The organism is Hyphomicrobium sp. CS1GBMeth3, assembly GCF_900117455.1.
In the GTDB taxonomy this organism is placed as follows: domain Bacteria; phylum Pseudomonadota; class Alphaproteobacteria; order Rhizobiales; family Hyphomicrobiaceae; genus Hyphomicrobium_C.
In genome coordinates, this window is sequence record NZ_FPHO01000003.1 from 1,968,299 (window position 1) to 1,993,159 (window position 24,861).

22 protein-coding genes are annotated in these 24,861 nt (G+C 65.0%); 9 read left to right on the forward strand and 13 right to left on the reverse strand.

The window, feature by feature from the left end:
- The first annotated feature begins 93 nt into the window (after positions 1-93).
- The 3 genes from CS1GBM3_RS16620 to CS1GBM3_RS16630 all read left to right on the forward strand — a co-directional run bounded on the left by CS1GBM3_RS16620 (position 94) and on the right by CS1GBM3_RS16630 (position 1,908).
- A complete protein-coding gene (locus CS1GBM3_RS16620) occupies positions 94-516 on the forward strand; it encodes a hypothetical protein (RefSeq protein WP_072396622.1) in 423 nt (140 codons plus the stop codon).
- 157 nt (positions 517-673) lie between these two features.
- Positions 674-1,576 carry a dTDP-4-dehydrorhamnose reductase gene (gene rfbD / locus CS1GBM3_RS16625; protein ID WP_072396623.1) on the forward strand — a complete coding sequence of 301 codons (903 nt, stop codon included), beginning with the start codon at positions 674-676 and terminating at the stop codon, positions 1,574-1,576.
- A complete protein-coding gene (locus tag CS1GBM3_RS16630; protein ID WP_072396624.1) occupies positions 1,573-1,908 on the forward strand; it encodes a hypothetical protein in 336 nt (111 codons plus the stop codon). Before rfbD ends, CS1GBM3_RS16630 begins: the two co-directional genes overlap by 4 nt.
- On the opposite strand, the gene CS1GBM3_RS16635 is transcribed toward CS1GBM3_RS16630, so the two are convergent.
- Positions 1,905-2,264, reverse strand: a complete 360-nt coding sequence (locus tag CS1GBM3_RS16635; protein WP_072396625.1) for a hypothetical protein — start codon at positions 2,262-2,264, stop codon at positions 1,905-1,907. The genes CS1GBM3_RS16630 and CS1GBM3_RS16635 overlap by 4 nt on opposite strands.
- A 138-nt stretch (positions 2,265-2,402) precedes the next feature.
- Between CS1GBM3_RS16635 and arfB the strand changes: the two genes are divergently transcribed.
- Both arfB and otnI read left to right on the forward strand, forming a co-directional pair.
- Positions 2,403-2,825, forward strand: coding sequence for an alternative ribosome rescue aminoacyl-tRNA hydrolase ArfB (arfB, locus tag CS1GBM3_RS16640; RefSeq protein WP_171946515.1), 423 nt, complete (start codon positions 2,403-2,405; stop codon positions 2,823-2,825).
- 36 nt (positions 2,826-2,861) lie between these two features.
- Positions 2,862-3,638 (forward strand): 2-oxo-tetronate isomerase, encoded by a 777-nt coding sequence (gene otnI / locus CS1GBM3_RS16645; RefSeq protein WP_072396626.1) that lies wholly within the window; start codon positions 2,862-2,864, stop codon positions 3,636-3,638.
- A 52-nt stretch (positions 3,639-3,690) separates the two neighbouring features.
- Here the strand turns inward: otnI and xrtE are convergent, their stop codons facing one another.
- The 6 genes from xrtE to CS1GBM3_RS16675 form a co-directional block, all read right to left on the reverse strand.
- Positions 3,691-5,382, reverse strand: a complete 1,692-nt coding sequence (xrtE, locus tag CS1GBM3_RS16650; protein ID WP_072396627.1) for an exosortase E/protease, VPEID-CTERM system — start codon at positions 5,380-5,382, stop codon at positions 3,691-3,693.
- Between the two features lie 5 nt (positions 5,383-5,387).
- A complete protein-coding gene (locus CS1GBM3_RS19625) occupies positions 5,388-5,627 on the reverse strand; it encodes a hypothetical protein (protein ID WP_139247955.1) in 240 nt (79 codons plus the stop codon).
- A 208-nt stretch (positions 5,628-5,835) separates the two neighbouring features.
- Positions 5,836-6,846 carry a hypothetical protein gene (locus tag CS1GBM3_RS16655; RefSeq protein WP_210186220.1) on the reverse strand — a complete coding sequence of 337 codons (1,011 nt, stop codon included), beginning with the start codon at positions 6,844-6,846 and terminating at the stop codon, positions 5,836-5,838.
- A 26-nt stretch (positions 6,847-6,872) separates the two neighbouring features.
- Positions 6,873-10,964, reverse strand: a complete 4,092-nt coding sequence (locus tag CS1GBM3_RS16660; RefSeq protein WP_072396628.1) for a M4 family metallopeptidase — start codon at positions 10,962-10,964, stop codon at positions 6,873-6,875.
- A 63-nt stretch (positions 10,965-11,027) separates the two neighbouring features.
- Positions 11,028-12,491 (reverse strand): M23 family metallopeptidase, encoded by a 1,464-nt coding sequence (locus CS1GBM3_RS19360; RefSeq protein ID WP_139247956.1) that lies wholly within the window; start codon positions 12,489-12,491, stop codon positions 11,028-11,030.
- Positions 12,492-12,589: 98 nt separating this feature from the next.
- Positions 12,590-14,689 carry an AsmA family protein gene (locus tag CS1GBM3_RS16675; RefSeq protein ID WP_072396629.1) on the reverse strand — a complete coding sequence of 700 codons (2,100 nt, stop codon included), beginning with the start codon at positions 14,687-14,689 and terminating at the stop codon, positions 12,590-12,592.
- Between the two features lie 323 nt (positions 14,690-15,012).
- Between CS1GBM3_RS16675 and CS1GBM3_RS16680 the strand changes: the two genes are divergently transcribed.
- A complete protein-coding gene (locus tag CS1GBM3_RS16680) occupies positions 15,013-15,669 on the forward strand; it encodes a hypothetical protein (protein WP_072396630.1) in 657 nt (218 codons plus the stop codon).
- Between the two features lie 20 nt (positions 15,670-15,689).
- On the opposite strand, the gene CS1GBM3_RS16685 is transcribed toward CS1GBM3_RS16680, so the two are convergent.
- On the reverse strand, positions 15,690-16,376 hold the full coding sequence (locus tag CS1GBM3_RS16685) for a pyroglutamyl-peptidase I (protein WP_072396631.1): 687 nt from the start codon (positions 16,374-16,376) through the stop codon (positions 15,690-15,692).
- Between the two features lie 234 nt (positions 16,377-16,610).
- On the opposite strand from CS1GBM3_RS16685, the gene CS1GBM3_RS16690 reads away from it, so the two are divergent.
- The 3 genes from CS1GBM3_RS16690 to CS1GBM3_RS16700 all read left to right on the forward strand — a co-directional run bounded on the left by CS1GBM3_RS16690 (position 16,611) and on the right by CS1GBM3_RS16700 (position 19,138).
- Positions 16,611-18,032, forward strand: a complete 1,422-nt coding sequence (locus CS1GBM3_RS16690; protein WP_244534679.1) for an alpha/beta hydrolase — start codon at positions 16,611-16,613, stop codon at positions 18,030-18,032.
- A 117-nt stretch (positions 18,033-18,149) separates the two neighbouring features.
- Entirely contained in the window at positions 18,150-18,635 is a 486-nt protein-coding gene (locus CS1GBM3_RS16695; RefSeq protein ID WP_072396633.1) for a hypothetical protein, read from the forward strand.
- 290 nt (positions 18,636-18,925) lie between these two features.
- Positions 18,926-19,138, forward strand: a complete 213-nt coding sequence (locus tag CS1GBM3_RS16700) for a hypothetical protein (protein ID WP_072396635.1) — start codon at positions 18,926-18,928, stop codon at positions 19,136-19,138.
- A 107-nt stretch (positions 19,139-19,245) separates the two neighbouring features.
- On the opposite strand, the gene CS1GBM3_RS16705 is transcribed toward CS1GBM3_RS16700, so the two are convergent.
- From CS1GBM3_RS16705 to CS1GBM3_RS16725, 5 genes are all read right to left on the reverse strand, one after another.
- Positions 19,246-19,674, reverse strand: coding sequence for an HIT family protein (locus CS1GBM3_RS16705; RefSeq protein WP_072396637.1), 429 nt, complete (start codon positions 19,672-19,674; stop codon positions 19,246-19,248).
- Between the two features lie 105 nt (positions 19,675-19,779).
- Positions 19,780-20,994 carry a GNAT family N-acetyltransferase gene (locus tag CS1GBM3_RS16710; RefSeq protein ID WP_072396639.1) on the reverse strand — a complete coding sequence of 405 codons (1,215 nt, stop codon included), beginning with the start codon at positions 20,992-20,994 and terminating at the stop codon, positions 19,780-19,782.
- Positions 20,961-22,364 (reverse strand): methylenetetrahydrofolate--tRNA-(uracil(54)-C(5))-methyltransferase (FADH(2)-oxidizing) TrmFO, encoded by a 1,404-nt coding sequence (trmFO, locus tag CS1GBM3_RS16715; protein ID WP_072396641.1) that lies wholly within the window; start codon positions 22,362-22,364, stop codon positions 20,961-20,963. Before trmFO ends, CS1GBM3_RS16710 begins: the two co-directional genes overlap by 34 nt.
- An 82-nt stretch (positions 22,365-22,446) precedes the next feature.
- Positions 22,447-23,460 (reverse strand): cytochrome d ubiquinol oxidase subunit II, encoded by a 1,014-nt coding sequence (cydB, locus tag CS1GBM3_RS16720; RefSeq protein ID WP_072396643.1) that lies wholly within the window; start codon positions 23,458-23,460, stop codon positions 22,447-22,449.
- Between the two features lie 3 nt (positions 23,461-23,463).
- Positions 23,464-24,861, reverse strand: coding sequence for a cytochrome ubiquinol oxidase subunit I (locus tag CS1GBM3_RS16725; protein ID WP_072396645.1), 1,398 nt, complete (start codon positions 24,859-24,861; stop codon positions 23,464-23,466).

Consider the following 24,861-nt stretch of genomic DNA (forward strand, 5'->3'; position numbering starts at 1 on the left):
GCGTCCCGAAACGGGCCGCAGCTTAACCTTTTATAAAGCGAATGGGTCGAGCCTGTATCCAAATGAATCGGGACGATTCTGAGGAGCGGCGAGATGGGCAAGCTTTCCGTCTACATGGCCATGAAGCGCGATCTGGCCTTCGAATTCGAGCGCGAGCTGCGCGCGGTGCGCAATCTGATCCTGGGCGTCACCCGCCTGTCCGGCTCCGAGTACACGATCGAGATGGTGGGCAACGAGGGCTTCGTGGCGGGCAGCCGCGCACGTGCCGCTTTCATCGAGGCGTTCCATGCCGCCACACATGAGGCACTGGTCAAATACGCGCACGACCTTGCCCACGAGTGCCTTGAGCACGGCATGGACCAGGAAACGGTGAGCAGCGCGCTCGGTGGTCACGCGCCGTTCCAGAACATGCGTCCCATGCGCGAGCCGCAACCGCAGCAGCACGTCCAGCCGCCGCATCAGCATGTTCCGATGCCGGATGCCGGCAACAGCGTGCGCCTTGCCTTCTCCGCCTGACGGGATTTGTAAGGATACGCGGCGCGGCTTTCCCGGAACCCCGGCCGAGCCGCGCCGTTTCATTTTTGCGTGGCGCGGCGATGCCCCCGATCATCGCATGGCCACGAACCTGTTATGATGTCGTCTACCCCGCAACTCCGGGAGAGTCTAGAGTTCGATGCGGTTGCTGATTGCCGGTTGGCACGGACAAGTCGCCCGCGCGCTGATCGAGGCGGCGCCGTCGCGCGCGGAGATCAGGGCCCTCGCGGCCGGTCGCCCGGCGCTCGACGTCGGCGATCCGCGCTCGATCGAACGCGCCTTTGGCGATCTCGAGCCGACCATCGTCGTCAACAGCGCGGCCTACACTGCGGTCGACAAGGCCGAGACTGATGCAGAAAACGCCTTTGCGCTGAACCGGGATGGCGCGCGGCTCTTGGCCCAGGCCGCGGCGCGCCGCAACGTTCCCGTCATTCACCTCTCGACGCACTACATTTTCGACGGCACCAAATCGGAGCCCTATGGCGAGCAGGATTCGCCATCGCCGGCGACCGTCTACGGCCGCTCCAAGCTCGCAGGCGAAGAATCGGTCCGCGAAGCCAACCCGCGCCACATCATCATTCGCACCGGCTGGGTGTTCAGCCCCATGCGGCAAACGTTTGCAGCTCGCATTCTAGATGCTGCAGCCGGCGACGCGCCGTTGCGCATCGTGGCGGACCAGCACGGCAACCCCACCTACGCACCGCATCTGGCGGCGGCGATCCTTGATGTCGCGCGCATGCTGACGGCGGGTGAGCTGGGCGAGAGTGTGTGGGGGACCTACCACGCGGCCGGCACGGGTGCCGCGTCCTGGCACGGCCTCGCGGATGAGATCCTCGCCCGCGCCGCCGATCGCGGCCGCCCCGGCGCCGAGCTGACGCCTATCGCTTCGGCGGATTACCCGGCCAAGGCACCGCGTCCTGCCAATGCCAAGCTCGACTGCAGCAGGTTCGAGGACACGTTCGGGTTGCGCCTGCCGGCCTGGCAGCAAGGAGCGGCAGCCTGCGTCGAGCGGTTGATCCCGGCGGAGACGCGCCCCGCATGAAAGAGAGACTGACGCTCGAGATGGTGCTGGCCTTTGCTGTGCTCGCCCTCGGCATCTTCGCCTATGGCGAAAGCGCTTCGCCCGCGTGGTGGTGGATGGTGCTGCTCGGTGCCGCGCTCGCGCTCGTCGTATTCGTCGATGCCTGGAGCGAGCGTCACACACGGTATCAACGGCCGGTTACCCTTCGCACGTCGGCCTTCATCGCGGCCGAGCTGGTGTTGCCGGTTCTGGTGTTAGCCGCCTCTGCGTTGGCCCTCACCGAGGGCGGTGAAGTCTGGTACGACGCCGCGATCGTCCTCGCCGTCGCGTTGGCCATCTTCGCACTTCTTTAGGTGGGGTCGCCTTTCGCAGCCCGGCGGGCGCGCCGAACCTTCAGCGCGGCCCACGACCACAGCACAATCACGGCCAAGAGCAGCACCAGAAACGGAGCGTTGATCCAGTCGATGATCTCCGCCGCGCGTTGAGGAGAGACGGCCCCGAAATGCGCTGCGAGCTTCGCGATCGCGCGCGCGCAGAGCGTGAGCAAAAACAACCCGCCGACCAGGCTCAGGAGAGGCTGGGCCTTGTAGTAATCCGCAAAGACGGTCTTTTCCGCTTGCTTGGGGCCGGCAAACAGCGACACGACGGTGATGGGCAGAAGAACGAGCACCCAGAAGCCATAAATGACGAGTTCGAAGGGCGACAGCATGGCTGAACCTCGTGGGGGGTGATCCGGCGGAGGAAGCAAAAATACGGCGGGGTTCCCCGAGCGTCAGTTCCCGCCGGAACGCGGAAGCGGGACACAAGCGCCACTGTATGAGCCCGCGAAATCTGCTACATCCCAGCCATGCTGGAGATCACGGACAAGATTGCGATTGACGAGCGCGAGCTCGAGGAGCGGTTCATCCGCGCCTCGGGGCCAGGCGGGCAGAACGTCAACAAGGTTTCGACAGCGGTCGAGCTGCGCTTCGATGTGCGCCATTCCGGCAGCCTGCCGCTGGCCGTCCGGGATCGGCTGGTGCGCATCGCCGGCCGGCGCATCACCGACGAGGGCGTGCTGGTGATCCGCGCCGAGCGCTTTCGCACGCAGGAGCGCAACCGGGAGGATGCCCGCGCGCGCCTCATCGAGCTGATCCGCGAAGCGCTGCATGTGCCGAAGAAGCGCGTCGCAACCAAACCGAGCCGCGCTGCAAGAGCGCGCCGCGTCGATGCCAAGGTGCGGCGTGGCGGAGTGAAAAAGCTTCGTCAATCCCGCCCATCCTTCGACTAAGCCTCGTTCCACACTCCCTAAGCAACCGGACGACCGATGCCGCGCTTTGACGCAAACTTGAGCTTCCTGTTCACCGACCTGCCGTTCCTCGATCGCTTCGAGGCCGCTGCGCGCGCCGGCTTCAAGGGCGTCGAGTTCATGTTTCCGTACGCGGTGCCCGCCGACGAGATCCGTGCCCGCCTCGACGCGACGGGCCTCGAGCTCGTGCTCTTCAACCTGCCGCCGGGCCACTGGGACAAGGGTGAGCGCGGCTTTGCCGCTTTGCCCGGTCGCGAGGACGAGTTCGCCTCCGCAGTCGATCTCGCGCTAACGTACGCCGAAGCGCTCGGCTGCAGGCGCCTGCACGTCATGGCTGGCCTCGCGACACACGGCGCCACGCGCGAAACCTACATTGCCAACCTGCGCCTCGCAGCCGATTGGGCAGCACCATCTGGTATCGACATTCTGATCGAGCCGATCAACACGCGTGACATTCCGGGCTACTTCCTGACGCGCACGGCGGAGGCGCGCGATGTGATCGCCGAGGTCGGCGCACCGAACTTGGGGCTCCAGTTCGACCTCTATCACCGCCATCTGATGGAAGGAGACATCGAGAACGCCCTTGCCGAGTTCGGCCCGCTCGCGCGGCACTACCAATGCGCCGACCCGCCCGACCGCGGTGAGCCGAGTATGTCGGTGCTCGATTACGCGCGCATCTTCCGCCTGATCGACGCCTCCGGCTACACGGGCTGGATTGGCTGCGAATACAAGCCGCGCGGCGCGACCCTAGACGGCCTCGCGTGGACCGCTGCGTGCGGCGTCACGCTGGGATGAGCATCAACAGCGCTTTTGACCCTCAGAGGAATCAGTGTGGTCAAGGTCGTCACTAAAGTAGCGACCACTGTCGTGTCGCGACCGCCCAAATTATGATCATGGCATTTGAAGCCATATGGGCCGCGATAGGATCGGACAGTCGCTTTGTTCGGTACATGAGCAGAGCGTAGACGGCGCCAGCGAGACAAGCAGCTACCCAGCGTTCATGCATGAGTCCAAATGCCAGCGACGATCCCACGAACGCCAACAACCGAAACTCGCCAATGCCAACGGTTTCAAACCGTGTAGAGATGAGCGCTCGGCTGAGAAAGCCGCGGAAGGCTAGCTCCTCGGCAACGGGTACGAGCACAGCTCCCCCGACTACACGCAGTGCCAGCCACACGCCGGCCAGCCAAACGGGCAGTGACGTGATCCATGCGCCAAGCGCTGTATCAGTTCCCTGAACTGGATCAGTTGCGATCCAGGCGATCCCGATTCCAACGCCGGCGGCGATCGAGAGCGGAGAAACGTTCGTAACCATCGAGACATATGCGTCGCGGAACCACCACAGCGCTATCGCAATAGCCGCAACCTTGATCGCGTACAGCCCTTCCTCGTGTGGCGCGAAGGCGGAAGCTATGACACTCGCCGCCATGAGCGCTAGGAAGGGAGCCAGATATTCGAGAGTAATTCGCGCTCCAGTATTCTCACTCGCCGCTGCCACGGGACTTGCTATGGGGACCGCCGTGGCGGTGAAAAAAGATGCGCTCCTTGAGACCCAGATGACCGTTAGCGTGACGATCAGAAATGCGATCCATCCACCCTGTGAGTGAAATCCTTCGAGAGCGATGGCCGGGGAGATGTGTCCGCCTATGCTTACAAGCACAGCGATCCGGGCGGCATTCAAAATCCAGATTGCGGCGATACCGATCGGAAAGAGCAGCAGCGCATTCGGAAACCGTAATTCACGACGGAACACCCAAGTGTAAATCGAGAGAAAGGCAAGGATGAGCGCTATCCCCTCGTAGCCGGAGCAAGGCGCAAAGATTTCGACTCTAAAATCGTTCACCTCGAGAATGTGATGCTCGCTGTCGAGCAACACATTAGGTTCGTAGAGGGTGAGAAACCAATACGAGAGCGTAAGTGTCGCAAAAGAGAGGGAATTCCAGCCGTCCTGGCTAAAACGGCTCGCGGCAAGAATGAAAGCTGCGCCGGCCGCCGCCAGCGCGATCTCCATTGGGGCTAGCTTGACGAGCGGTCGCCAAAACGACATGGGCGCGGCTACCAGGGCCAGGGACACGCCAGTTGCCAGAAGAAGCCCGCTGTATGCCGACATGATGTAGGGAGACGGCTGCTCCATGCTTGACAGGGCATGCCGGGTTAGAAGCAACGCAGCGAATAGAGCGACGTTCGCCGAAAGGCACGCGCGCCAAGCGTGCTCGGTCGCTCGCGTCTGATATATCGCCAAGATTTGCGTGCGTATTGGCCACGCCATCATGACAAACAAAGGAAAGGCGAGAAACGCGAGTTGCGCAAACGAGTTTGCGTAAAAGTGAGGGCTTCGCCATAAGGGAAGCCCCGTATCAAAACCGAAGAGAAACGACGCGAAAAAAATCTCGCTCGCGGCGATTAATGCAAAGAGCATGAATCGGCGCGCCAGCTGGAAATCGCGCGCACCGGGGATGGCTGGGACCGATCTCGGCACAACCACCTCGAAATGAGATGGCTGTGTTTTAATGGCGCTCCCAGCAGCCTCGTCGGGCATCCGGCCTAGTTTCTAATCTTCCGGTAGATAATCGCGGCAATACCGGCCACGAGGGCCATTGCAGCAAGACCTGCTCCGCCATCAATCTCAGGCGCGCCGGCTGTTCCGCCGCCGGTTCCGCCACCGCCACAACTGAAAATGCCACAGATGATGTCGCCGAGTGGGCCCGCAGCAGCAGGGTACGACCAGGTCGAACTCACCAGAATTGCGCCTATTGCAACAGACGGTGTGAACTTGGTCTTCATTGGGTCATCTCTCCCGTCATCAATGGCCTAGTCGCGGTGCACTTATCGCGATTTGGTCTGATGTCTGAACGTAGCACCGAAGACGACGAACAGGTAAAATCCGGTTAATTAATCTTAAAGTTTGCCGCGGCAGCGGGCCCAGCCGCGGCAACTTCTGGCCCGTGGCCAACACACCTGCAGACGGGGCAGCCTTTGCAGCCCGCGCCGCTCAAGCCGGCGGCGCGATGTGCCCGGCTTCCACCAGCGCTCTCAACATCACGGCCGCACCGCACTGCTTCGAGACGGCATTCGGATCCCACACGTTGTCGCGGACGAACTTGCCCTTCGAATAGTGGTTCGAGAAGCTCCAGAGGTACGGCGTGTTGATCTTATAGAGCAGCCGGCTACGCCAGCCGTTGTAGCCTTCCCAGCGATAGAGCATGCGCGGCAGGCTCCAGTCGGCCTGCTCGTGCAACTTGTCGTAGCGCAGCGCGTCGACGGCGCTCGATACCCAGTCGGATGGCGGCAGCCACGGATTGGGGCGGCCCTTCGGCACCTGCACGGTCTTGGCTTTCAGCGGATCTCCGTTGTGCAGATGCGACGTCATATCGAAACTGCATTCCATGCCGTGGATGATCGCCACCGCATACCAGGGCACGCAGGTTTCTTCGAACACCTGCTCGTAGGATTTGCGCCGCGCCGCATCCACGATCTTCGACACGTACCACTGCACCGTCGAGCGGTTCTCGGAGCGGATCTGGCACGTCTCGAACAGCCGGCGGTAGTCGTCCGCGACGTCCTCGAACTTGGGCGGCGTCACGGCGGCAGCCTGCGGACCCTCCGGAATGTCGCGCGGCGGGCGCTCCGCATTGCGCGACGTGCGCAGAAGCTCGGATGCGCGATCGAGCAGGCCGTCGATCTCGACGGACGTCGCGCCGGGCGCATCGGGCGCCGACGCCGTGATCGCATCCATGAAGTCGACGATCGCGGGCTGCAGCTCGGTGAAATCCTCTTCCGCCGCCGCCGGCGCGAGCCCCATGCGCGGCACTGAAAGGCCGAGCCGCTGCGCTTCCTCCGAAAGCGAGTAGAGCTGCGACCACGTCCCGCGCACAATCTGCGCCGTGGCTTCCGTCGTGTTGAACCGGAGCACGTAGGGCATGGCCAGCGCGGCAGCGACACCGGTGCCGAACTGCCGGCGCGTGAGTGTGACCCGTTTCATGCTGTCGTCCCCCGTCGTCATGACGCGCCTTCCCTTCACTTGATCGCTCAGCTCGAAGGTACTTCGAGCCCGACCGCCCGCTGCGCAGCGACCACCTGATCACAATTCGGAAGCGTGATGCCGGCGATCTCGCCGCTCGCGAGCTCATAGCAGCTCTCGACGAACGCATTCGCCGCGTGCGAGAGCGTTGAGCTCTGGTTGAGCCCCACGGTCATGGCGCGGTAGGTGATGCGCGCGAGCTTTGCCCGCCCGATACCGGTCACCGTGGCGCCCCGGTGCGTGCCGCCTTCCGAGATTAGGTAAGCGAACTTGTTCAGGATCCCGCTGTTGAAGTGCACGCAGCCGTTGTCGTTGTAGGCCGTCGAACCGCACATCGCGTCATCCGGCGTCAGCACTTCGGAATAGTGATCGGGCTGGCCCCGGTTGCTGAGCGAGAAACGCGCGGCGCGGTCGAACATCGAGCGGCCGTTGGTATCGCGCAGGTTGGGATCGGCGAGGCTGCGCAGCGGCACCGTGACCGAGAAGCCGGGCGAGGCCTCTCCGATCAGCCAATTGCCCGCATCCCCGCGCGCATCGAGTTCGATCAGCGCTCCGAAGATATCGGCAAGAGATTCGTTCACCGCGCCAGGCTCGTTGAGATAGAGCAGGTTCTTCTCGTGCGCGATGATGCCGTGCGTCATCTCGTGCGCCACGATGTCGAGCGCGCCCGCATAGCCCGGCCCGTAGACCATGACGTTGCCCTTCGGGCAGTCATAGGATTTGCTCATGCACCAGTAGGCGTTCTGCGTGCGGCCGTGGCGCACGTAGGCTTCCATCGGCGAGCCACCCTCGCCTTCGTTATCGTCGAAGCCGTCGCGTCCGAAGTTGAGGAAGAAGTAATCGCGTACGATGCCCGCGTTGCGGAACGCGATCAGCGCCTCGACCTCGAGTTTATCCGCGCGCTGCCGCTTCTCCTCGTCGATGCCCAGCGTCCCCGGGAAGGTTGTCGCCTGCCCGAGATCGTAGATCCGCCTTAGCATGCCGCCCGACGGCTGATCGCGGTAGTAGTAGAAGGCCTCGCCCGTGACCGCGTCGACGAAGATGCGGAACGAGTCGATGGAGATGAGCCACGCGAGCCGGGTCTTGCCCGAGGGCGCCTTGCCGATGAGCGCCGGGTCGAACACCACGAGCGATGGCTTGCCGACCTCGGCCTTATCCGGGTTCGGGGCCAGGGGGAACGCGCGCGAGGCGTCGGGTGAGCTGCGCAGAACGTCTCCGAGCTTGAGCCGGGCCGCTGCGATGGCCTCCCCTTCGGCGATCTTCGGCGTCGTGTCGTCGATCGACACCGACGAGACCGTGCCGCTGAACTTCGTGACGCCGAGCACGCTGTCAACGCTGAGCTTGGCCGTCGACCCGAACACCGGCACCCCGTCGACGCGCTGCTCCACGTCCGCGACATACCGGTTCGGCAGATCGGGATCCTTGCGCCGTCGCACGTATTCGGGCTTCGCACCCTTGTTCCTCGCGGGATAGAGCGATCCGAGACCGCCGCTGCCGAAGAAGGCTTCGACCGCGCGCTTGGTCTCTTCCTCCGTCTGCTCGCGGCTCGCGCCGGAGGCGCCGATCGAAGGGGCGCCCGCTCCCGGTTGCGGGGAGATTCCCATTACCGACCCCGGCATACCTGTAGCGGGATTGATCGTCACGCGCAGGTTGGGGTGAGTTTTGCGCAACTCCTCGACGGCACGCTGGACTTCCGCCCGCGTGCTCCCGGCCTCGGTGCCGCTGGCCGTGGTCGCCGCGATGGGTGAGCGCGGCTGACCCGCACCGCTGCCGCTCGCGCCGGATGGCTGGGCCCCCGCGCCGTCGGCCACATTGATCACACCGGGAGCGAGGCCCCGGCATTGCCGGATCGGCGCCGGCGCCACATCAGAAGCCGCGATCACCTCCGCTGGAGTCGAAAGGCCCGCATAGGCCGAGGCGATCGGGAAGGGTGTCGCCGTCTCCGACCAGAAAAGCTCCATCGCCGCGAGATCGGTCTTATCGGCTCCGCGCACGCGCCGTGCGTCGGTGGCCGACAGCGTCCCATGCCCGCTGCCGTTGAGGTCGATGCGCGGCCAGAAGCACTCGTTGTCGTCGATGACGCCGTCGCCGTTGAGGTCTTCGGTGAAAGCTGCATTGGCAGTGGCCGCGGCCTTCAGCGTCTCAAGCTGGCGCGCGAAGATGGCGAGGTCGCTGGCATCCACCGTGCCGTCGCCGTCGAGATCGCCCAGCAGCTTCATCTGCTCGGGCGCCACGGCGGCCACGGCTTCCAGCGCGTCGACCGTCGGGGCCTGACCCGTCGTGCCGCCCGGCGCGTGGGCGCTTGCGCGTAGCACCTCGGCGATCTCCGCCGGCGACTTGTCGGGGGCAAGCTCGAACAGGATGCCGGCAAGCGCTGCCACGTGCGGCGCCGCCTGCGAGGTGCCGCTGCAGACACCGAGCGGCAGCTTGTCGGCAGCGAGCGTGCTCATGATGTCGACACCCGGCGCCGACACGTGGCCGCCCGTGTTCGAGAACTCGGCACGCAGCCCGTCGCGGTCCACGGCCTCGACGACGAGAATGTTGGTCGGGCTGTCACCAGCCGCCGAAGGCTGTGTGCCGGCCCACGCGAACGGCGAAGCCCATTTGGCCGCAATCGGTGATTCGCGGTCGTCGGAGTCGTTGCCGGCCGCTACGACGAACAGCACATGATCCTGCACACGGCTCGCCATCAGGCGGATAAGGTTCGCTTGATGCATGATATGCAAGGCGAGCCCCGGCACTTCCTCCGGTTCGTCGTCGCCGAGCAGGTTAGATGCCACGAAATTGTAGCCGAGGCTGATGTTGATGACGCGCAGGTTATCGGGCGTGATGAGGTTCGCATAAACATAGTCGAGCGTCTTAGCGAGCACGTCGTCGAACAGAAGCGCGTGTACCTGCCAACCCTCATCCACGCCGACGATGCCGGAATCGCCCACGATCGCGTCGTCGACGGCAATGGCATCCATGCGCGCGTCCGGAATGATGCCATCGATGCCCGGCTGCGACCCTGCGGCGGCACCGATGATTCCGGCCACATGCATGCCGTGGTGCGTGCCGCATCCCGGCGTATGGAAAATGCGCGGCTTGACGTTCTCGACCGACGCGAAGGGCACCATGGGATGGGTGGCGAAGCCGCTGTCGATGACGGCGATCTTGGGACGCGTCACGCTGGGGTTCGCCTGACGATGCCGGTCGAGGATGGTCCACACCGGTGGCAGGCGGATCGCCTTGAGACCCCAGTTTCCGTCCAGGCTGTCGCCGGCATTCCAGCGCCACGCGAACACTTCGTCGTCGACGGTGATCGCCGCGCCGGTCGTCTTGCGGAGCTGCTTGGCCTCCATCGTCGAGTTGACGAACGCACCGTCGACGATCTTCTCCTCGCGGAGTTCGCGAATGATCGGCGGCTCGAGCACGTTCTGTAACTGCGCCTTGCTGTCCTGAGCCGCCGCGGCTGGAGTGGGCTGCACGCTACGCTGCCGTGCCGGATCAGCCTGCTCGACCGTGATGACGCCGAGCGGCGCGATCATCTTGGTGATCGTAAGATTGTACTTCTTGAGCAGCGCCTCGATGTCGGATTCGGTCGCGTTGGGGCTGAGCTGGATCACGAAGCTGTTCGGCTTGGCGACGGGCACCGGCTTTCCGGCTCTGTCATGCGGTCCTTTGCCCATGCGGGCACGCCGCCGCTCACGGCGCCGCTCCTTGATGCGCGCGAAAAGGTCGGCTTCCGTCGCCGCCCCGCTGAACGCCCCGGCTGGCTCGGTCGTCGGAGGAGCCGGCGTGCGTTTTAGCGCCGAGGTGATGAACGTCGAGATGGACTCGCTCCAGGAGGCGTCGGAGCGCTTTGGCGTCGGTGTGGTGGTTGTCTTGTCGCCCTTAGGATCGACGAAAATGAAATCGTCTTTCTGTCCGCCGCCCGTTCCGCTGCCCGTGCTGCGCGACGGTTTCGGCGGGGCTGGCTTGGGCGCGAACTTGTCCTCGAGCGTGCGTTGCAGCCGGTCGTACTGCGATGGCGGCAACTGGGCCTGCGCCACAGAGGTGAGCGGCGGGGCAAGTGCAAAGAGCACCGCCGCGGCAATTGCTGGCGTATGTCTCGGCATCATGACGGTTCCTCACTCGTGCAATAGGCGCAACTGAACATCAGCTTCACGGCGGATCTTTGCAGGCTACTGCCACCAGTCGTTCCATTTGCTCTTGGCCCAATCCCACCACCCCTGTTCGGCCTCGGGAGCAGGCTCCGGCTGCGGAGCCGGCGTAGGTTCCGGTTCAGGCTGAGGCGTGGGCTCTGGCTCGGGCGTAGGAGCAGGTGCGGGCTCCGGCTCGGGCTGAGGCGTCGGTTCGGGCGTAGGAGCAGGCGCCGGTTCAGGCGTCGGCGTGGGAGCCGGAGTGGGCTCCGGCGGGGGCGCGGGTTCCGGCACGGGAGCGGGTTCTGGCGTCGGCGTCGGCTCGGGCTGTGGCTCCGGCGCGGGCGGTGGAGTCGGTTCCGGTTGCGGGGTGGGCTCCGGTGCCGGCGGTGGTTGCGGCGCGCCGATTTCTAGGCCAGCGTCCACGATCAGATTGCCGTCGGAGCCGATCCCGGGATCCACACCTTTCTCTCGCCGCAGCGCCGCGATCAACGACGTGAACGTCGGCACGTAGACCTGCAGCGTCTTGTCACCAACCTTGACGCGCTGACGGACCTGCAAATGCAGATGCAGGCTCGTAGCCACCTTGCCACCCATGTAGCGTGACACCTTGCCGAGCACCTGGCCCTGTTTGACCTTGGCGCCCGTTTTCACGGTGATCGATTTCGGGTGCATGTGGAGGTAATAGTAGTCGGTGCCGTCATTGGCCTTGAGCTGCACCGTGGTGTTGCTCGTCACGTTGACGATCTGCCCGTCGGCGACCGCCACTGCCTCCCAATGATTGTCCTTCCAGGAGGGCGGACGGATGTCCTGGCCTTGATGGCCCGCGCCGCCGGGGCAAAGCGGCATGTCCCAGCTTCGGACTTCGCAATAGTTGTCGCGTTGCTTCAGGGGATCGAAGTTGCGTGGATCGTTCTCGCTGCCGCCAGCCGCACCTTTGCCGCCGTAGCCGCCGCCGCCGTAGCCCCAGATCTGCGAGTTCATATGCGGGAACAGGCCGTCGCTGAGCTTCAGCGGGAAGATGATGTTCGGCATATAGACGTAGCGGTCTTCGCGGCCGCGGCCCTTGTCGCGCTCGAAGAGGTCGCCAGGCGGGTAGTAGGCGAAGCCCGCTTTCGCCGGATCCGTTATCGTGCCGCCGCCTGTTGCCGGCGGCTGTTCCGGGGTCGTCGGCCCTTCGCCGGTCGTCGGCTCTTCGGGCGTTGGCGTCGGAGCAGGCCCTTCCTCGGGAAGGAGGCTGCAACGCGCCAGCTGGATGAGATTGCCCCCCGCATCGCGGCTAAGACACGACGCGTCGGGCATCGTCCCGCGCCGGTTTGCACCGGAGCCGAGGCTCGGGCCGGCGAGACTTCTGACAAAAGCGTAGGTGGCGATGTCGCGCCCGATCAGCGGCGAAGCCTGAGCGAGCTGAACAGGCTCCTGCGCGGAAGGATGGGGGGCGTTTGCGAGGAGACCGACGCCGGCTGCGATAACGGCGCACGACGCCAGTAGAGCAGCTTTTTTCACGCCCACACCCCCGTATCCGTTGCAACGCACTGTGCACCGGGTCCCTGCCGGATAATGCCCAACGGGGCCCTATCTGGCAACGAACCCGCCGAGCATAATTACGGCGCCGTCTCCCGAGGGAGCAGCGACTCCAACATGCTGCGCGCTTCCGGCGTCAGCCGGCTTTGCGGCAGATCCGCATCCAGCACGCGCCGGATTGCCGCCTGCACGTTCGCCGGCGGCGGCTCCGGCGCCGCAGCAAGAGCCTGAGGTCCGCCAACGCTCGGTCCCGCCGAGAAAAGTCCCCACCAGTCGATGCCGACCGACGGCTTCTCCCAGCTTCCCGAGATGCGCACCGGAATAGGAAGTGCGGTCGGCGGCGGGATCGCCTTAACGCGGATTTCCTGGTTGAGCTGCCGGCTCGGCACGCTGACCGTGCCCTGAGAGTCGATCTCGACTTCGGATCCGCCAAGCGAAAGGCCAGGCTGGCTGCGCAGCACGCCCTTCTTGATGTCGTAGCTCGCCTCGAGTCGCTCGAAGCCCGTCTTGTAGGCAAGGTCGAACTTCCAGCTCTTCCACCACTCGAAGATCATGCGCCGCACGTCGAAGCCGCGCAGTGCGCCCTGTCCCATGCGGAAATGCGCCTTGCCGTCGAGCGTCTGCGCGAGCTGGCTCTGATTCTGTCCCGCGGCCGTCGCCGTGATCTCCACGTTGGACGTGCCGGCGAGCAGCGGCCTGCCGGTGAACTCGGTGACGATCGGCTCGGCGGCGACGTTGGTGAGCGTGAGGTTCACGGCAGCGCGCGGCGGCTCTGCTCGGCTGTCGACCTTCACCGTGCCGACCGCCGCACCGGCCCCGACCGCCAGCTGCTCGATATTGGCGTCGAGCACCCCATCGGCGACCGCCGTTTTGACGCGTCCCTGCTTGAGATCGAGGCCGCCATACGTGATAGCCGCGGCCTGGATGATGAGATCGAGATCGAACGCCTGCAACGCCTTGAGATTGAAAGGCTGCTCGCTCCAGCCCGGCGCGGCGCTGGGGCTCGCCGCGGCCGGCGCCGGTTCAGGCGCCGCCTGCGCGCCTTTCTCGAGCGCCGTGAGGTCGCCGAGCAGCTGCTCCCAGCCGGAGGTCACGAGAGGATCGAAATCGGGAGCCGGCGTCGGCGCGAACGAGGTCCGCGGCACGGCGCCCGCAATGCGCGCAAGATCGAGGTGCTCGCTTGCCACTTCTCCGGCGAGCTTCGGCCGCACTCCGCCGAGGTCCAGGGTGCCATCGAAGCGCCCGCTGGTGGTGTTGACCTGTACGTTGGTCTCCGAGAACGTCACGTCGCGCGTGGTGGCGACGATCTTGCCCTCGAGAGAGCTTCTGAGCGGCGTGCCCTGCTCGGCGATGTCCGAGCCGAGCCAGCGCGCGAGCTGGATCAGCGAAGGTGATGAAGCCGTGAGCGCACCTTTGAATTCAGCCGCTGCTGCAAAGAGCGCATCGCCATCGAGGCTCGCCCGCAAGGGCCGCGCATCGACAGTCGCCTTGAGTGTGGTCGATGCCCCGGACGTAATGGCGTTGAAGTCGCCGACGGTCGCGTCGAACGTCACCATCTCGCCCCCTGCCGCCAAGTTGCCCTTCGCGACCAGCGCACCCGACACGAGATCCAGCGTTTGTGCGGAGTTGATGGTGCTCGCCGCGTACGACGCCCCCGTGACGGCACTCTGGAACGTCAGCGTGCCGTCCGCGATCGTAGACACCGGCGGAAGGCTGAATTCGGCCGGCACGGCACCGGAATCGGCCGCTCCCGCGGTATCGAACACCCAGTTCTTCGTTCCGTCCGCACCTTCCTCGAGCGCAATCGTAGGCTTGATCAGATCGAGAGCCTGGAGGCGCAACCGGCCCTTGAGCAGTGGCAGCGGCTCGACCTGGACTTTGACCGTTTCGGCACGGAACACGTCACGCGCCGGCAGGTTCGGCGGATTGGAGACGGCGACCGCGTCGAACGCCACTTCGAGCTTCGGCCAGTAGCGGATATGCATGCCGCCGATCGCGACTGTGCGCCCGATGGACTGGCCGATGCTGGCGGCAAGCTGATCCTTGATCAAGCCCGTCGGTGGAAACGCGATGAGAAGCGCCAGCGAGACGGCGATGCCGATCAGCACCAGACGGACCGTCCGCCAAGCCGTGCTGCGCCGTCGAGGCGGTTGAGCCGGCGTCCCAGGATCCGTTGCCATGCGGGTCTCCACGCAACACGTCTGACCACGAGATCGTCTGGGAAGGAACTGTCTGGAGTATGACGGCTCCGTCCACAGGTCGTGGTCCTCCCCCCACGGGAGCAGGCTCCGAGCGGAATACTATCGGAAGGCACACTGTTCAACCCGCACGGCATCCCCGACGCGCTTGCGCCTAGGTGCGTTGCGCGTGTGCTACGCTTGGCGGGAGTGGACTTGATTGGCTTGCGCGGCGCCGGGTAAGGTTCCGCCGCAATCATCAGCTAAAGTCGTTTCAGATCGCACCGGGTTGGCGAAGATTGGCTTGAGAAACAAGGATGTGTTCCATGTCGCGTTCGGGCCTGTCCTCTCTGGCGGCTTCCCACTCCGCGCTCCTCGCAGCGCTTGCTGTCCTCTCTGCTTCACCCGCCGCGGCGTCGGAGAAGCTCATCGAGGTCCAGTGGTCTGATCCCGAGATCAAGAACTTCGTCGCCTCGAGCGCGCCGCCGCGCTCTCTCGGTCCGACAGCCGACGATCAGCTTTCGAAGCTGAAATTGCCTGTGCTCGCTTTTGAGGCAACGCCCGGCGTTGTCGAGCAGACGTTCCGTCTCGGACCGCGCCCGGCGACCGAGCGTGACGTCGTCATGGATGAGGAAAACCCGGTCTGGTACCAGATTGTGGAAAACTACGGTGATGTCACGGTTTCGGTCTCAGCCGATCTCCGAGTGCAGCACGAGTTTGCGGTGGATAAGTTCCCGATCTACGAGAACAAAACACGCGGCGCGGCTCCTCAGGCCGGCCCCACCGTATCCGTCTTCGACGATCGCGAGTCCGGTGGCGAGGAGGGCTATCTCGCCGAGTACACGGTCGTCAAATATGGCGTGCCCTACACGGTGACGGTCGAGTGTAGCGAGGTCGCCAAGGCCGAGTGCAAGGACACCACGCAGATCGCCAAGGACAGCGAGCTCCTGAAGCTGATCCGTGCCACGCCGCCCGCGCCGTAAACCCCAGAAGAGTAGCGTCCTCACGCATCCGCGCGCGGTCGGCCCCTGACGTGGCGGCGCGACGGCGGCGGCCTGCCGAGGCACGTGCGGATGATCTCGAGACCGCCGATCAGCGCCGTGCCCCAGTCGAACCGCATCTCGCCCGGAGTAGCCTGCGACTTGAGAAGCGCCGGCGGGATCGAAGCCGGGATGTGCAGGAACCCGACGGCCTCGGGTTCCGTGATCTGCTCGGCGAAGATCAGCGAGCGGTAGAGGATGGCGTTACAGAGATAGCTGCCGGCATCGCGAGAGAGCACGGCCGGCACGTTGATCGCGTGCAAACGCTCGACAATCTGCGTTGCAGGCATGCGCGCGCTGAGCTCCTCCGGACCGCCTTTGACGACGACATCGTCACGCGGCAATGCCCCCGACGCATCCTGAGCAGACTTACGCGTGTTGCGTGCCAGTGTTTCAATGACATAGGAGTTGGCGCCCGCCGAGACGCCAAAATGCAGGACGAGCTTCGGCCGCTCGCGCTCATAAAGGTCTTGCAGGCGGGCCGGCGCTCGCTCCCATTCCGTCGGCAGGATGCGCGACACGACACGGTGCGCGCTGAAACGACGGGCAGCGAGATGCGCAAGCTTCGGCACAAGCCTCTCGCTGGCGTTCTCGGCAACGCCCGGAAAAGGGCCGAAGCCCGTCAGGAGAATGGTGTCACGCCTCCGCATCACTCGAGTGATAGCCAGTTGTAAAAATGCGCCGTGCCTCTGCTTTCTGGCTCGCCTCGAGGGGTAGCCGGGCCGCACGATTTCGCCACAGAATGATACCAGAAATTCGCGAGCGGCCTCGTTGATCCCGCTCAGGATCGGAATTACGCTTCGGCCGCCTTTGTACCATTTGGAAAGTGGGAACGCCGGAGCGCTCCTTCAATGGCGCATGGGAGGCGATCGGGGGAGGCGAGAGTGCGTAGGGTCTGTCTGGTTGCGCTCTGCTTTACGGCAATGGCGCTGGCCTCTTGTGGGGAAGCCCCTCAAAAGAGTGGACAAGCGCCGTCCGCCCCCGCACCTCAGGAAGAGGTGCCGTCGGCCGGCGCACCTCCCGCGGCCGCGAACGGGGACGGCGCGCCCGAGGAGAGCGCGGCGCCTGGATCCGACACGTTCGAGTACGAAACTCCGCCCGCGGCGGACGACGGGCGCGCGCTGGAACGGCGGCGCTACGGCGCTCCGCGCTCCGCTGCGCCGCCACCACAGCCTGCTCCTGCGCCTGCTCCCCCGCCAGCCGCGTCCGCGCCCGATGCCGTCGGCGGCGGTGGCAGCGGGCCTCCGGCCGCGGCAGCGCCCCCTGCGCCGCGCGGCGCGTGGGATGTCGTTCCGGTATATTACGGAACCGATCGCGCCAGGAAGACGGACGGCAATCGGCTCGATTACGGCAGCGATCGCGGCCGCCGGCTGGAGCTTGGCCGTGCGCTCGTCACGGTCCCGAAGGTACATCAGGTGCCGGCCATCGAGCGGCCGTGGGCCATCCGCGTCTTCAACATCACGCTGTACGAGGAGAAGGAGGATCCGAACCGTCATTTCACGATGGAGGAGATCAAGTCTCTTTCCGAGGATGAGTTCCTGACCCTGGTGCGCGATCGCCTGGCGGTGTCCGAGCGCTACAAGAACCATGCCTTCATCTTCGTGCACGGCTACAATACGAGCTTCGACTACGCCATCTATCGCACGGCGCAGATCGCCTACGACCTGAAGTTCGACGGCGCGGCCTTTTCCTACAGCTGGCCCTCTGGCGGCGGCCTTGCGAGCTACACCTATGATCGCGAAAGCTCGGGTCAGTCCGAGCCATACCTCAAGCAGTTCATGGAGCTCGTCATCAAGAAAACCGGCGCCCAGTCGGTCAGCATCATCGCCCACAGCATGGGCAACCAGCCGACGCTGCAGGTTCTGCGCGACCTGCGCCGCTCGACGCCCGACAGCGTCCGCATCAGCCAGGTGATCCTCGCTGCACCCGACGTCGATCGTGATAACTTCGCCAACATAGCAGCCGACATAAAGGGTCTCGCCGGCGGCGTGACGCTCTATGCCGCCGGCAACGATCGCGCGCTCATCGTCTCGCGCAACTTTTACGGTGGCATCCCGCGTGCGGGCGACGTGCCGGTGACCGGACCTCTCGTGCTACCGGGCATCGACACCATCGACGTCTCGGCCGCGAGTATGGACAGCCTGGGGCTCAACCACTCGGGATATGCTGAGAACAACAAGCTGCTCGAGGATATTGCCGCGCTGATCGCGACCGGCGTCAGGCCGCCCAAGCTGCGTACGCCGGCCCTGGAGGAAGTCGTTACCGACCACGGCGCCTATTGGCGCTACCCTGCCTTGGCACGTTAGGGCGTCCGGAAGAGCGCGAACCGGCTTTGCGGGCGAGGGTACTGTATCGCGCAAGCCTTCCTTAACTCCACCTTGCGAATGTCCGGGTTCGCAAAGCGTTGTGGCGTGGGGGAAGTCATGCGTGCCGTCGGAATTCGAGCGTCATTGCTTGCGAGCCTTGGCGCGCTCGTCGTTCTAGCTCTCGATTGCAAAGAAGCCCGCGCCGAGCCGGTGTCTGCGGCCCGAGCAGACACCGCCGACTATTACACGCGCCGCGCCAGGACCATCCTCGACAGAGAGAAGGCCAGGCTGGCAAAGCCGCATCCGCTCGCGGCTGCGCATCCCGATCAAGATATCGTCGTTTGCGAGGCTGGTTGCGCCGATGGCTCAGGCGCACTGGTCGTATTCTCGCGCGAGCGCCCGGTCGCGACCGAGGAACGGCAAGCCATCATGGTGCCGACCTCCGCTTCGCTGTCGGACGCGAGCCAAGCGGCCAGCATCACCTGCATCGCCGGGTGCTACGGCGAGAAAGCCGCAGTTTATGCCGCGCCGTCGCCGCGAGCAAAGGTCGAGGTCGAGCGCATGGACCCGCCAGTCCGCGACGCACTGTCCCCCGTCCGGTAAGAGCCGCTGACGCGCGTTGCGCTAATCCTGCAGAGGATTGAAAAATTTGGGCTCGCCCGAAATGCCGACCGCAAGGCTTCGACACATTAGCCCATGCGCGCATAGGGTAAGGTTGCGTCCTTAAAGGCCGCCATATGTGCGAGCCGCACAAGGTGCCTTCCTTTCTTTATGGGATTCTTATGTTCGCGCCGGTTTATCCATCTCGAAAACCTATGGCGTTGACCCGAAATATGCACCGAGCGAGCCGACTGGCCTGATCCAGCGACGGCTCCACCCGAAGGAGCGGTGTCATGAACTATCACGGAAACCCTGCCGCCATGCGTGATTACGAGGCCGGCCGGAAGGCAAGCCGCGAAGGCAAGCCATTTCAAGAAAATCCCTACCAGGGCTGGTTTCGCCGGTGCCGCTGGGAGATGGGATGGCAGGACGAGCAGCGGCTCATTGCCGAGTGCAAGGAGAAACGGTCAAAACGACTACCGCGGCGCGACCGTAGCGGCGTCTGACCTGCCCCCTCAACTGCGGAGCGGCCAACGAAGAGCGAGCTGGATTCCCACCGTGTTCCGACAGCCGAAGCCACGGCGCAGCCCTCACGGGGTGCGGCCTTACGAGCTCATGACGAGCCCGCCAGCGCCGCGCGCACCTTCTCTGCGTTGGCGGCGAGCACGGCTTGGTCTTCCATCTTTCCGGAATGGGGCTTCAGCGCCACGCCCTCGAAGCGCGGCACCACGTGGATGTGGAGGTGAAACACGCTCTGCCCGCCGGCTGGCTCGTTGTACTGGAAGACGCTGACGCCATCCGCTGCGAAGGCGTTCTTCACGGCAGCGGCCACCTTTTGGACAACGGGTAGCAGCTTTGCCAGCACAGCGGGGTCCGCATCGAGCAGGTTCCGCGACGGCGCCTTCGGCACAACAAGCGTATGGCCCGGCCCCTGCGGCATGACATCCATGAACACGATCACGTCGTCGTCTTCGAGCAACTTGTGCGCCGGGACCTCCCCGCGCAGGATCTTGGCGAAGACGTTATTGTCATCGTAGGCCATGGTGCGTATCCCCGTCTGCGGTTGCCGCCTTCTAAAAGCATTGCATGCCGCAGACGGCAAGCTCCTTGTCCGACTGTCACATCCGCCGAAGTTGGACGGCGGAAGTCAGCCGTCCTTCTTGAATGGGGCGTGGTCGCGCAACAGCGCGTTGATCTCCGCGACCTCGCCGCGCTCCTCCGCGAGATAGCGCGCCACCGCCGACTCGAGCCGCGGGTCGGCGAGCCAGTGCAGCGAATAGGTCGTCTCCGGCAGATACCCGCGGGCAAGCTTGTGCTCGCCCTGGGCGCCTGCTTCCGCCCGCGCAAGCCCGTGCGCGATCGCATAGTCGATCGCCTGATGGTAGCAGAGCTCGAAATGCAGGGACGGGTGATGCTCGGTGGCGCCCCAATAGCGCCCGTAAAGGCAGTCGCCGCCGATCAAATGCAGCGCGCCAGCCACGAGCTCGCCCGCGCGCCGCGCGAAGACGAGAAGACAGCGATCCGCCATCGTCGCGCCGAGCAGCGAGAAGAAGCGGCGGTTGAGATACGGCCGACCCCACTTGCGCGAGCCGGTGTCCATGTAGAACGCATAGAACGCGTCCCAATACGCTTCCGTGATCTCGCGCCCTGTGACGGAGAAAATCTCGACGGCCGCCTGCGCCTCCGCCCGCTCCTTGCGGAGTTGCTTGCGCTTGCGCGACGCGAGTGTCGCCAGGAAATCGTCGAAGCTCCGGTAGCCCTCGTTGCGCCAGTGGAACTGCTGGCCCGTGCGTTGCAGGAACCCGTCGGCGCCGAGCCGTCGCCACTCGCCCTCGGTCAGAAAGGTGATGTGCACCGACGAGGCTTCGATGCGGTCGGCAAACGCCACGGCCGCGTGCGCAAGCAGCCGTTCCGTCTCCGTCTCAAGCAGACCAGGCCGCGCCAGCAGGCGCCGCCCCGGCACCGGCGTGAACGGCACCGCGCTCTGCAGCTTCGGATAATATCGTCCGCCCGCTTGGTGAAGCGCTTCGGCCCAGGCGTGATCGAAGACGTATTCGCCCTGGCTGTTGGTCTTGGCGTAAAGCGGCATCACGCCGAGCACGTCGCCGCCGGGCGCTTCGAGCACCAGATGCTGCGGAACCCAGCCCGTTCCTTTCCCGACCGCACCGGACTTCTCGAGCGCATCGAGAAAAGCATGGCTTAGAAACGGATTGAACGTCGCGGGATCGGGGTTAGCACACGCCTCCCACGCTTGCGCCCCGACAAGATCGATACGCGGCACGACTTTGACGATGGTCTGTTCGGCGTCGCCCAGGTGTCTGCTCCTCGTTACGCCTCCGCCGGCTCCCGCTCGGCGAGCCATTGATCGAGGTCCGCGAGCGCGCGCCGCGACATGAGGCGCTTCTTCTGCTGGCCGCGCTCCTTGCCCTTGAGCCGGCGTCCGTCTGCGCCCGCTGTAGGCGTCTCGTCGAGCGGTGGCAGCAAGCCGTAGTTGATGTTCATGGGCTGGAACGAACCGGCGCCCGATTCAATATGTCCGCCCGTGATGTGCGCGAGCAGCGCACCGAGCGCCGTCGTTGGAGGCGGCGGCCCAACCGGTTCGCCCTTGCACTCCTGAGCCGCGAAGCGCCCCGCAAGCAGCCCGATCGCCGCGCTCTCGACATACCCCTCGACGCCGGTGATCTGGCCCGCGAAGCGCAGCCGCGGCTCGGCCTTGAGGCGCAGTGCGCCGTCCATGAGCTTCGGCGAGTTGAGGAAGGTGTTGCGATGCAGCCCCCCGAGCCGCGCGAACTCGGCGTCCGCGAGCCCCGGGATCATGCGCAGCACCCGCACCTGCTCGGCGTGTTTCATCTTGGTCTGGAAGCCGACCATGTTCCACAACGTGCCGTGCGCATTGTCTTGCCTGAGCTGCACCACGGCATGGGGCCGCCGCCCGGTGCGCGGATCGGTGAGACCGACGGGCTTCATTGGCCCGAAGCGCAGCGTATCGCGCCCGCGCTCGGCCATCACCTCCACAGGCAGGCAGCCATCGAAGTAGGGTGTCGAGGCTTCCCAGTCCTTGAAGCTCGTCTTCTCGGCCGCGATCAGCGCGTCGATGAAGGCCTCATATTCCTCTTTCGACATCGGGCAGTTGAGATAGTCCGCGCCCGTGCCGCCCGGCCCGGCCTTGTCGTAGCGCGATTGGCGCCACGCGATCGACTGGTCGATGCTGTCCAGATGTATGACCGGCGCGATGGCGTCGAAGAACGCGAGCTCGCCTTCGCCGGTGAGTTTCTGCACGGCGTCGCTGAGTGCGGGCGACGTCAGCGGCCCCGTCGCCACGATCACGCTGTCCCACTCGCCGGGAGGAAGCCCGGCAACCTCGCCACGCTCGATGCTGACCAGCGGATGCGTGCCGAGCCGTTCCGTCACCTCGGCCGAGAAGCCGTCGCGATCGACGGCAAGCGCGCCGCCCGCCGGCAGCTTATGCAAGTCTCCGGCCTTGAGGATCAGCGATCCCAGCCGGCGCATCTCGGCGTGCAACAGGCCGACGGCATTCGTTTCCCACTCGTCGGAGCGGAACGAGTTCGAGCACACGAGCTCGGCGAGACCTTCGGTCTTGTGCGCATCCGTCATGCGAGTTGGCCGCATCTCGTGCAGCACGACGGGAACGCCCGCTTCGGCGATCTGCCAAGCGGCCTCCGAGCCGGCGAGGCCCCCGCCGATGACGTGGATGGGTTTTATGGTTGTCATGGGCCGAGCCTATCACAGCCCGCGCCGGGATACGTCAAGCGGCGCCCCTGCGACAGACCGCCCGCTCCGCAAGGCCGGCAGGTCAGTGATAGCCCTCGCCGTGCCGTACCTTGCCGCGGAACGTGTAATAGACGAACACCGTGTAGGCGAGGATGATCGGCAGCAGGATGAGCACGCCGACCAGCATGAAGAGCTGTGAAGACGGATGCGCCGCCGCCTGCCAGACATCGAGCGTCGGCGGCACGATATACGGCAGGTTCGACACCGCGAGCCCGATGAAGCCGAGCAGGAAAAGCGCGATCGTCGCCACGAACGGCGTCGTGTCTTCGCTCTTGTGTAGCCCAGACCAGCAGCGCCACGCGGCATAGGCCGTGAGCAGCGGCACCGGCACCAGCCAGAAGAAGTTCGGCAGCGTGAACCAGCGCTCGAAAATGCGCGGGATCGCGAGCGGCGTCCAAACGCTGACGATAGCCAGCGCCGCCAGCACCACCGGCAGCAGCCACTTGGCGTGTTCTCGCGCCCGAGCCTGCACCTCGCCGTCGGTCTTCATGACGAGCCAGGTCGCGCCGAGCAGCGCGTAGCCCGCAACCACCGCCACGCCGGTCAAGAGGGCGAACGGCGTCAACCAGTCGAACGTGCCCCCCGCGAAGGCGTTGTCGACGACCATGATGCCTTCGAGGATGTGACCGAGAATGATGCCCTGCATGAATGCTGCCGTGATCGAGCCGCCGGCGAACGCCAGATCCCAGATCTGGTGGCGCGGCTTCGCCACCCAGCGGAACTCGAACGCGACGCCGCGGAACACGAGCGCGAGCAGCATGATCAGCACCGGCAGATAGACGCCCGGCATGATGATCGAGTAGGCAAGCGGAAAGGCGACCAGCAGCCCGCCACCGCCGAGCACGAGCCACGTCTCGTTGCCGTCCCAGAACGGTGCCACCGAGTTCATCATCTGGTCGCGATGGGATTCCTCCGGGTTCGCGGGAAACAGGATGCCGATGCCGAGATCGAAACCGTCGAGCACCACATAGAGCGCCACCGCGACGCCGAGCACGACGACCCAGACGAGCGGCAGCCAGTAGGCCAGACCTTCCATGGCTCACCTCGTCCCTTCGATGGCTTCGTGGGCGGCTTCCTCGGCAGCCGAAAGCGGCCGCGACGGCACGCCTTCCGACGGCTTCACGGAGGCGCCTGTTGGTCCTTTCTCGATCAGCCGGTTTATGTAGTAGATACCCATCGAGAACACGATCGAGTAGACGACCACGAACAGGATCAGCGTCGTCAGCACGGCGTTGGCCGACACGGGCGAGGCCGCGTCCGCCGTGCGCAGGATGCCGTGCGCGAGCCACGGCTGCCGGCCCGTCTCCGTCACCCACCACCCGGCGAGGATGGCGATGAAGCCCGCCGGCCACGAGAACGCGAGCGGCGTGAGGAACCAGCGCGAGCTGAAAAGCTTGCCGCGCCACCAAAGGAAGGCGCCGATCAGGCCCGCCGCGATCATGAGCATGCCGAGGCCGACCATGACGCGGAAGGCGAAGAACACCGGCTTCACGGGCGGACGGTCTTGAGGCGCGAAATCCTTGAGACCCTGAATGCGGCCGTCGAGCTGATGCGTAAGGATCAGACTGGCGACGTTGGGGATGGAAAGCTCGTAGAGGTTCCGCTCCTCGCTTTCGGAGGGCCATGCGAACAGCACCAAATCTGCGGGCTCGCTGCCGTCCCAGTGAGCTTCCATCGCCGCGACCTTCGCCGGCTGGTGCTCAAGCGTGTTGAGTCCATGCTGATCGCCGATGAAAAGCTGCAGCGGCGCCAGCACGGCCACCATCCCGATGCCCATGCGCAGCATCGTCTTCGCTTCCACGGCGTAACGGTTCTTGAGCAGATAGCGCGCCCCCACCGCCGCCACGACCAGCGACGTCGTGAGGAAGGCCGCCGTGAACATATGCGCGAACCGATAGGGGAAGCTCGGATTGAAGATGATCTCGAGCCAGCTCACAGGATGCACGATTCCGTCACGGATCTCGTGGCCCGCAGGCGTGTGCATCCAACTGTTGGCCGACAGGATCCAGAACGCCGAGATCGAGGTGCCGATGGCGACGAGAACCGCCGACGCCACATGCAGATTGGGCGGCACGCGATTCCAGCCGAACAGCATGATGCCGAGGAAAGAGGCTTCGAGGAAGAACGCGGTCAGCACCTCGTAGCCGAGCAGTGGCCCAAGCACGTTGCCGACCACGCGCGAAAATCCGCTCCAGTTAGTGCCGAATTCGTAGGAAAGCACGATGCCCGACACCACGCCCATGGCAAAGGAGACGGCGAAGATCTTCGTCCAGAAGCGGGCCAGCCGGTGAAAATGATCTTCCCCTGTCATGCGCCAGCGAATGAGCAGCGTCGCAATGAAAGCGGCGAGCCCGATTGTGAAGCTCGGGAAGATAATGTGGAACGAGACCGTAAACGCGAATTGGATGCGCGCCAGAAACGTTGCGTCGAGATCCAT

Excerpts from the sequence above, each read along its gene's own strand:
- CS1GBM3_RS16620 (WP_072396622.1), top strand. The coding sequence starts at position 94 with ATGGGCAAGCTTTCCGTCTACATGGCCATGAAGCGCGATCTGGCCTTC.
- rfbD (WP_072396623.1), top strand. The coding sequence starts at position 674 with ATGCGGTTGCTGATTGCCGGTTGGCACGGACAAGTCGCCCGCGCGCTG.
- CS1GBM3_RS16630 (WP_072396624.1), top strand. The coding sequence starts at position 1,573 with ATGAAAGAGAGACTGACGCTCGAGATGGTGCTGGCCTTTGCTGTGCTC.
- CS1GBM3_RS16635 (WP_072396625.1), bottom strand. The coding sequence starts at position 2,264 with ATGCTGTCGCCCTTCGAACTCGTCATTTATGGCTTCTGGGTGCTCGTT.
- arfB (WP_171946515.1), top strand. The coding sequence starts at position 2,403 with ATGCTGGAGATCACGGACAAGATTGCGATTGACGAGCGCGAGCTCGAG.
- otnI (WP_072396626.1), top strand. The coding sequence starts at position 2,862 with ATGCCGCGCTTTGACGCAAACTTGAGCTTCCTGTTCACCGACCTGCCG.
- xrtE (WP_072396627.1), bottom strand. The coding sequence starts at position 5,382 with ATGCCCGACGAGGCTGCTGGGAGCGCCATTAAAACACAGCCATCTCAT.
- CS1GBM3_RS19625 (WP_139247955.1), bottom strand. The coding sequence starts at position 5,627 with ATGAAGACCAAGTTCACACCGTCTGTTGCAATAGGCGCAATTCTGGTG.
- CS1GBM3_RS16655 (WP_210186220.1), bottom strand. The coding sequence starts at position 6,846 with ATGACGACGGGGGACGACAGCATGAAACGGGTCACACTCACGCGCCGG.
- CS1GBM3_RS16660 (WP_072396628.1), bottom strand. The coding sequence starts at position 10,964 with ATGATGCCGAGACATACGCCAGCAATTGCCGCGGCGGTGCTCTTTGCA.
- CS1GBM3_RS16675 (WP_072396629.1), bottom strand. The coding sequence starts at position 14,689 with ATGGCAACGGATCCTGGGACGCCGGCTCAACCGCCTCGACGGCGCAGC.
- CS1GBM3_RS16680 (WP_072396630.1), top strand. The coding sequence starts at position 15,013 with ATGTCGCGTTCGGGCCTGTCCTCTCTGGCGGCTTCCCACTCCGCGCTC.
- CS1GBM3_RS16685 (WP_072396631.1), bottom strand. The coding sequence starts at position 16,376 with ATGCGGAGGCGTGACACCATTCTCCTGACGGGCTTCGGCCCTTTTCCG.
- CS1GBM3_RS16695 (WP_072396633.1), top strand. The coding sequence starts at position 18,150 with ATGCGTGCCGTCGGAATTCGAGCGTCATTGCTTGCGAGCCTTGGCGCG.
- CS1GBM3_RS16700 (WP_072396635.1), top strand. The coding sequence starts at position 18,926 with ATGAACTATCACGGAAACCCTGCCGCCATGCGTGATTACGAGGCCGGC.
- CS1GBM3_RS16705 (WP_072396637.1), bottom strand. The coding sequence starts at position 19,674 with ATGGCCTACGATGACAATAACGTCTTCGCCAAGATCCTGCGCGGGGAG.
- CS1GBM3_RS16710 (WP_072396639.1), bottom strand. The coding sequence starts at position 20,994 with ATGGCTCGCCGAGCGGGAGCCGGCGGAGGCGTAACGAGGAGCAGACAC.
- trmFO (WP_072396641.1), bottom strand. The coding sequence starts at position 22,364 with ATGACAACCATAAAACCCATCCACGTCATCGGCGGGGGCCTCGCCGGC.
- cydB (WP_072396643.1), bottom strand. The coding sequence starts at position 23,460 with ATGGAAGGTCTGGCCTACTGGCTGCCGCTCGTCTGGGTCGTCGTGCTC.
- CS1GBM3_RS16725 (WP_072396645.1), bottom strand. The coding sequence starts at position 24,861 with ATGGATCTCGACGCAACGTTTCTGGCGCGCATCCAATTCGCGTTTACG.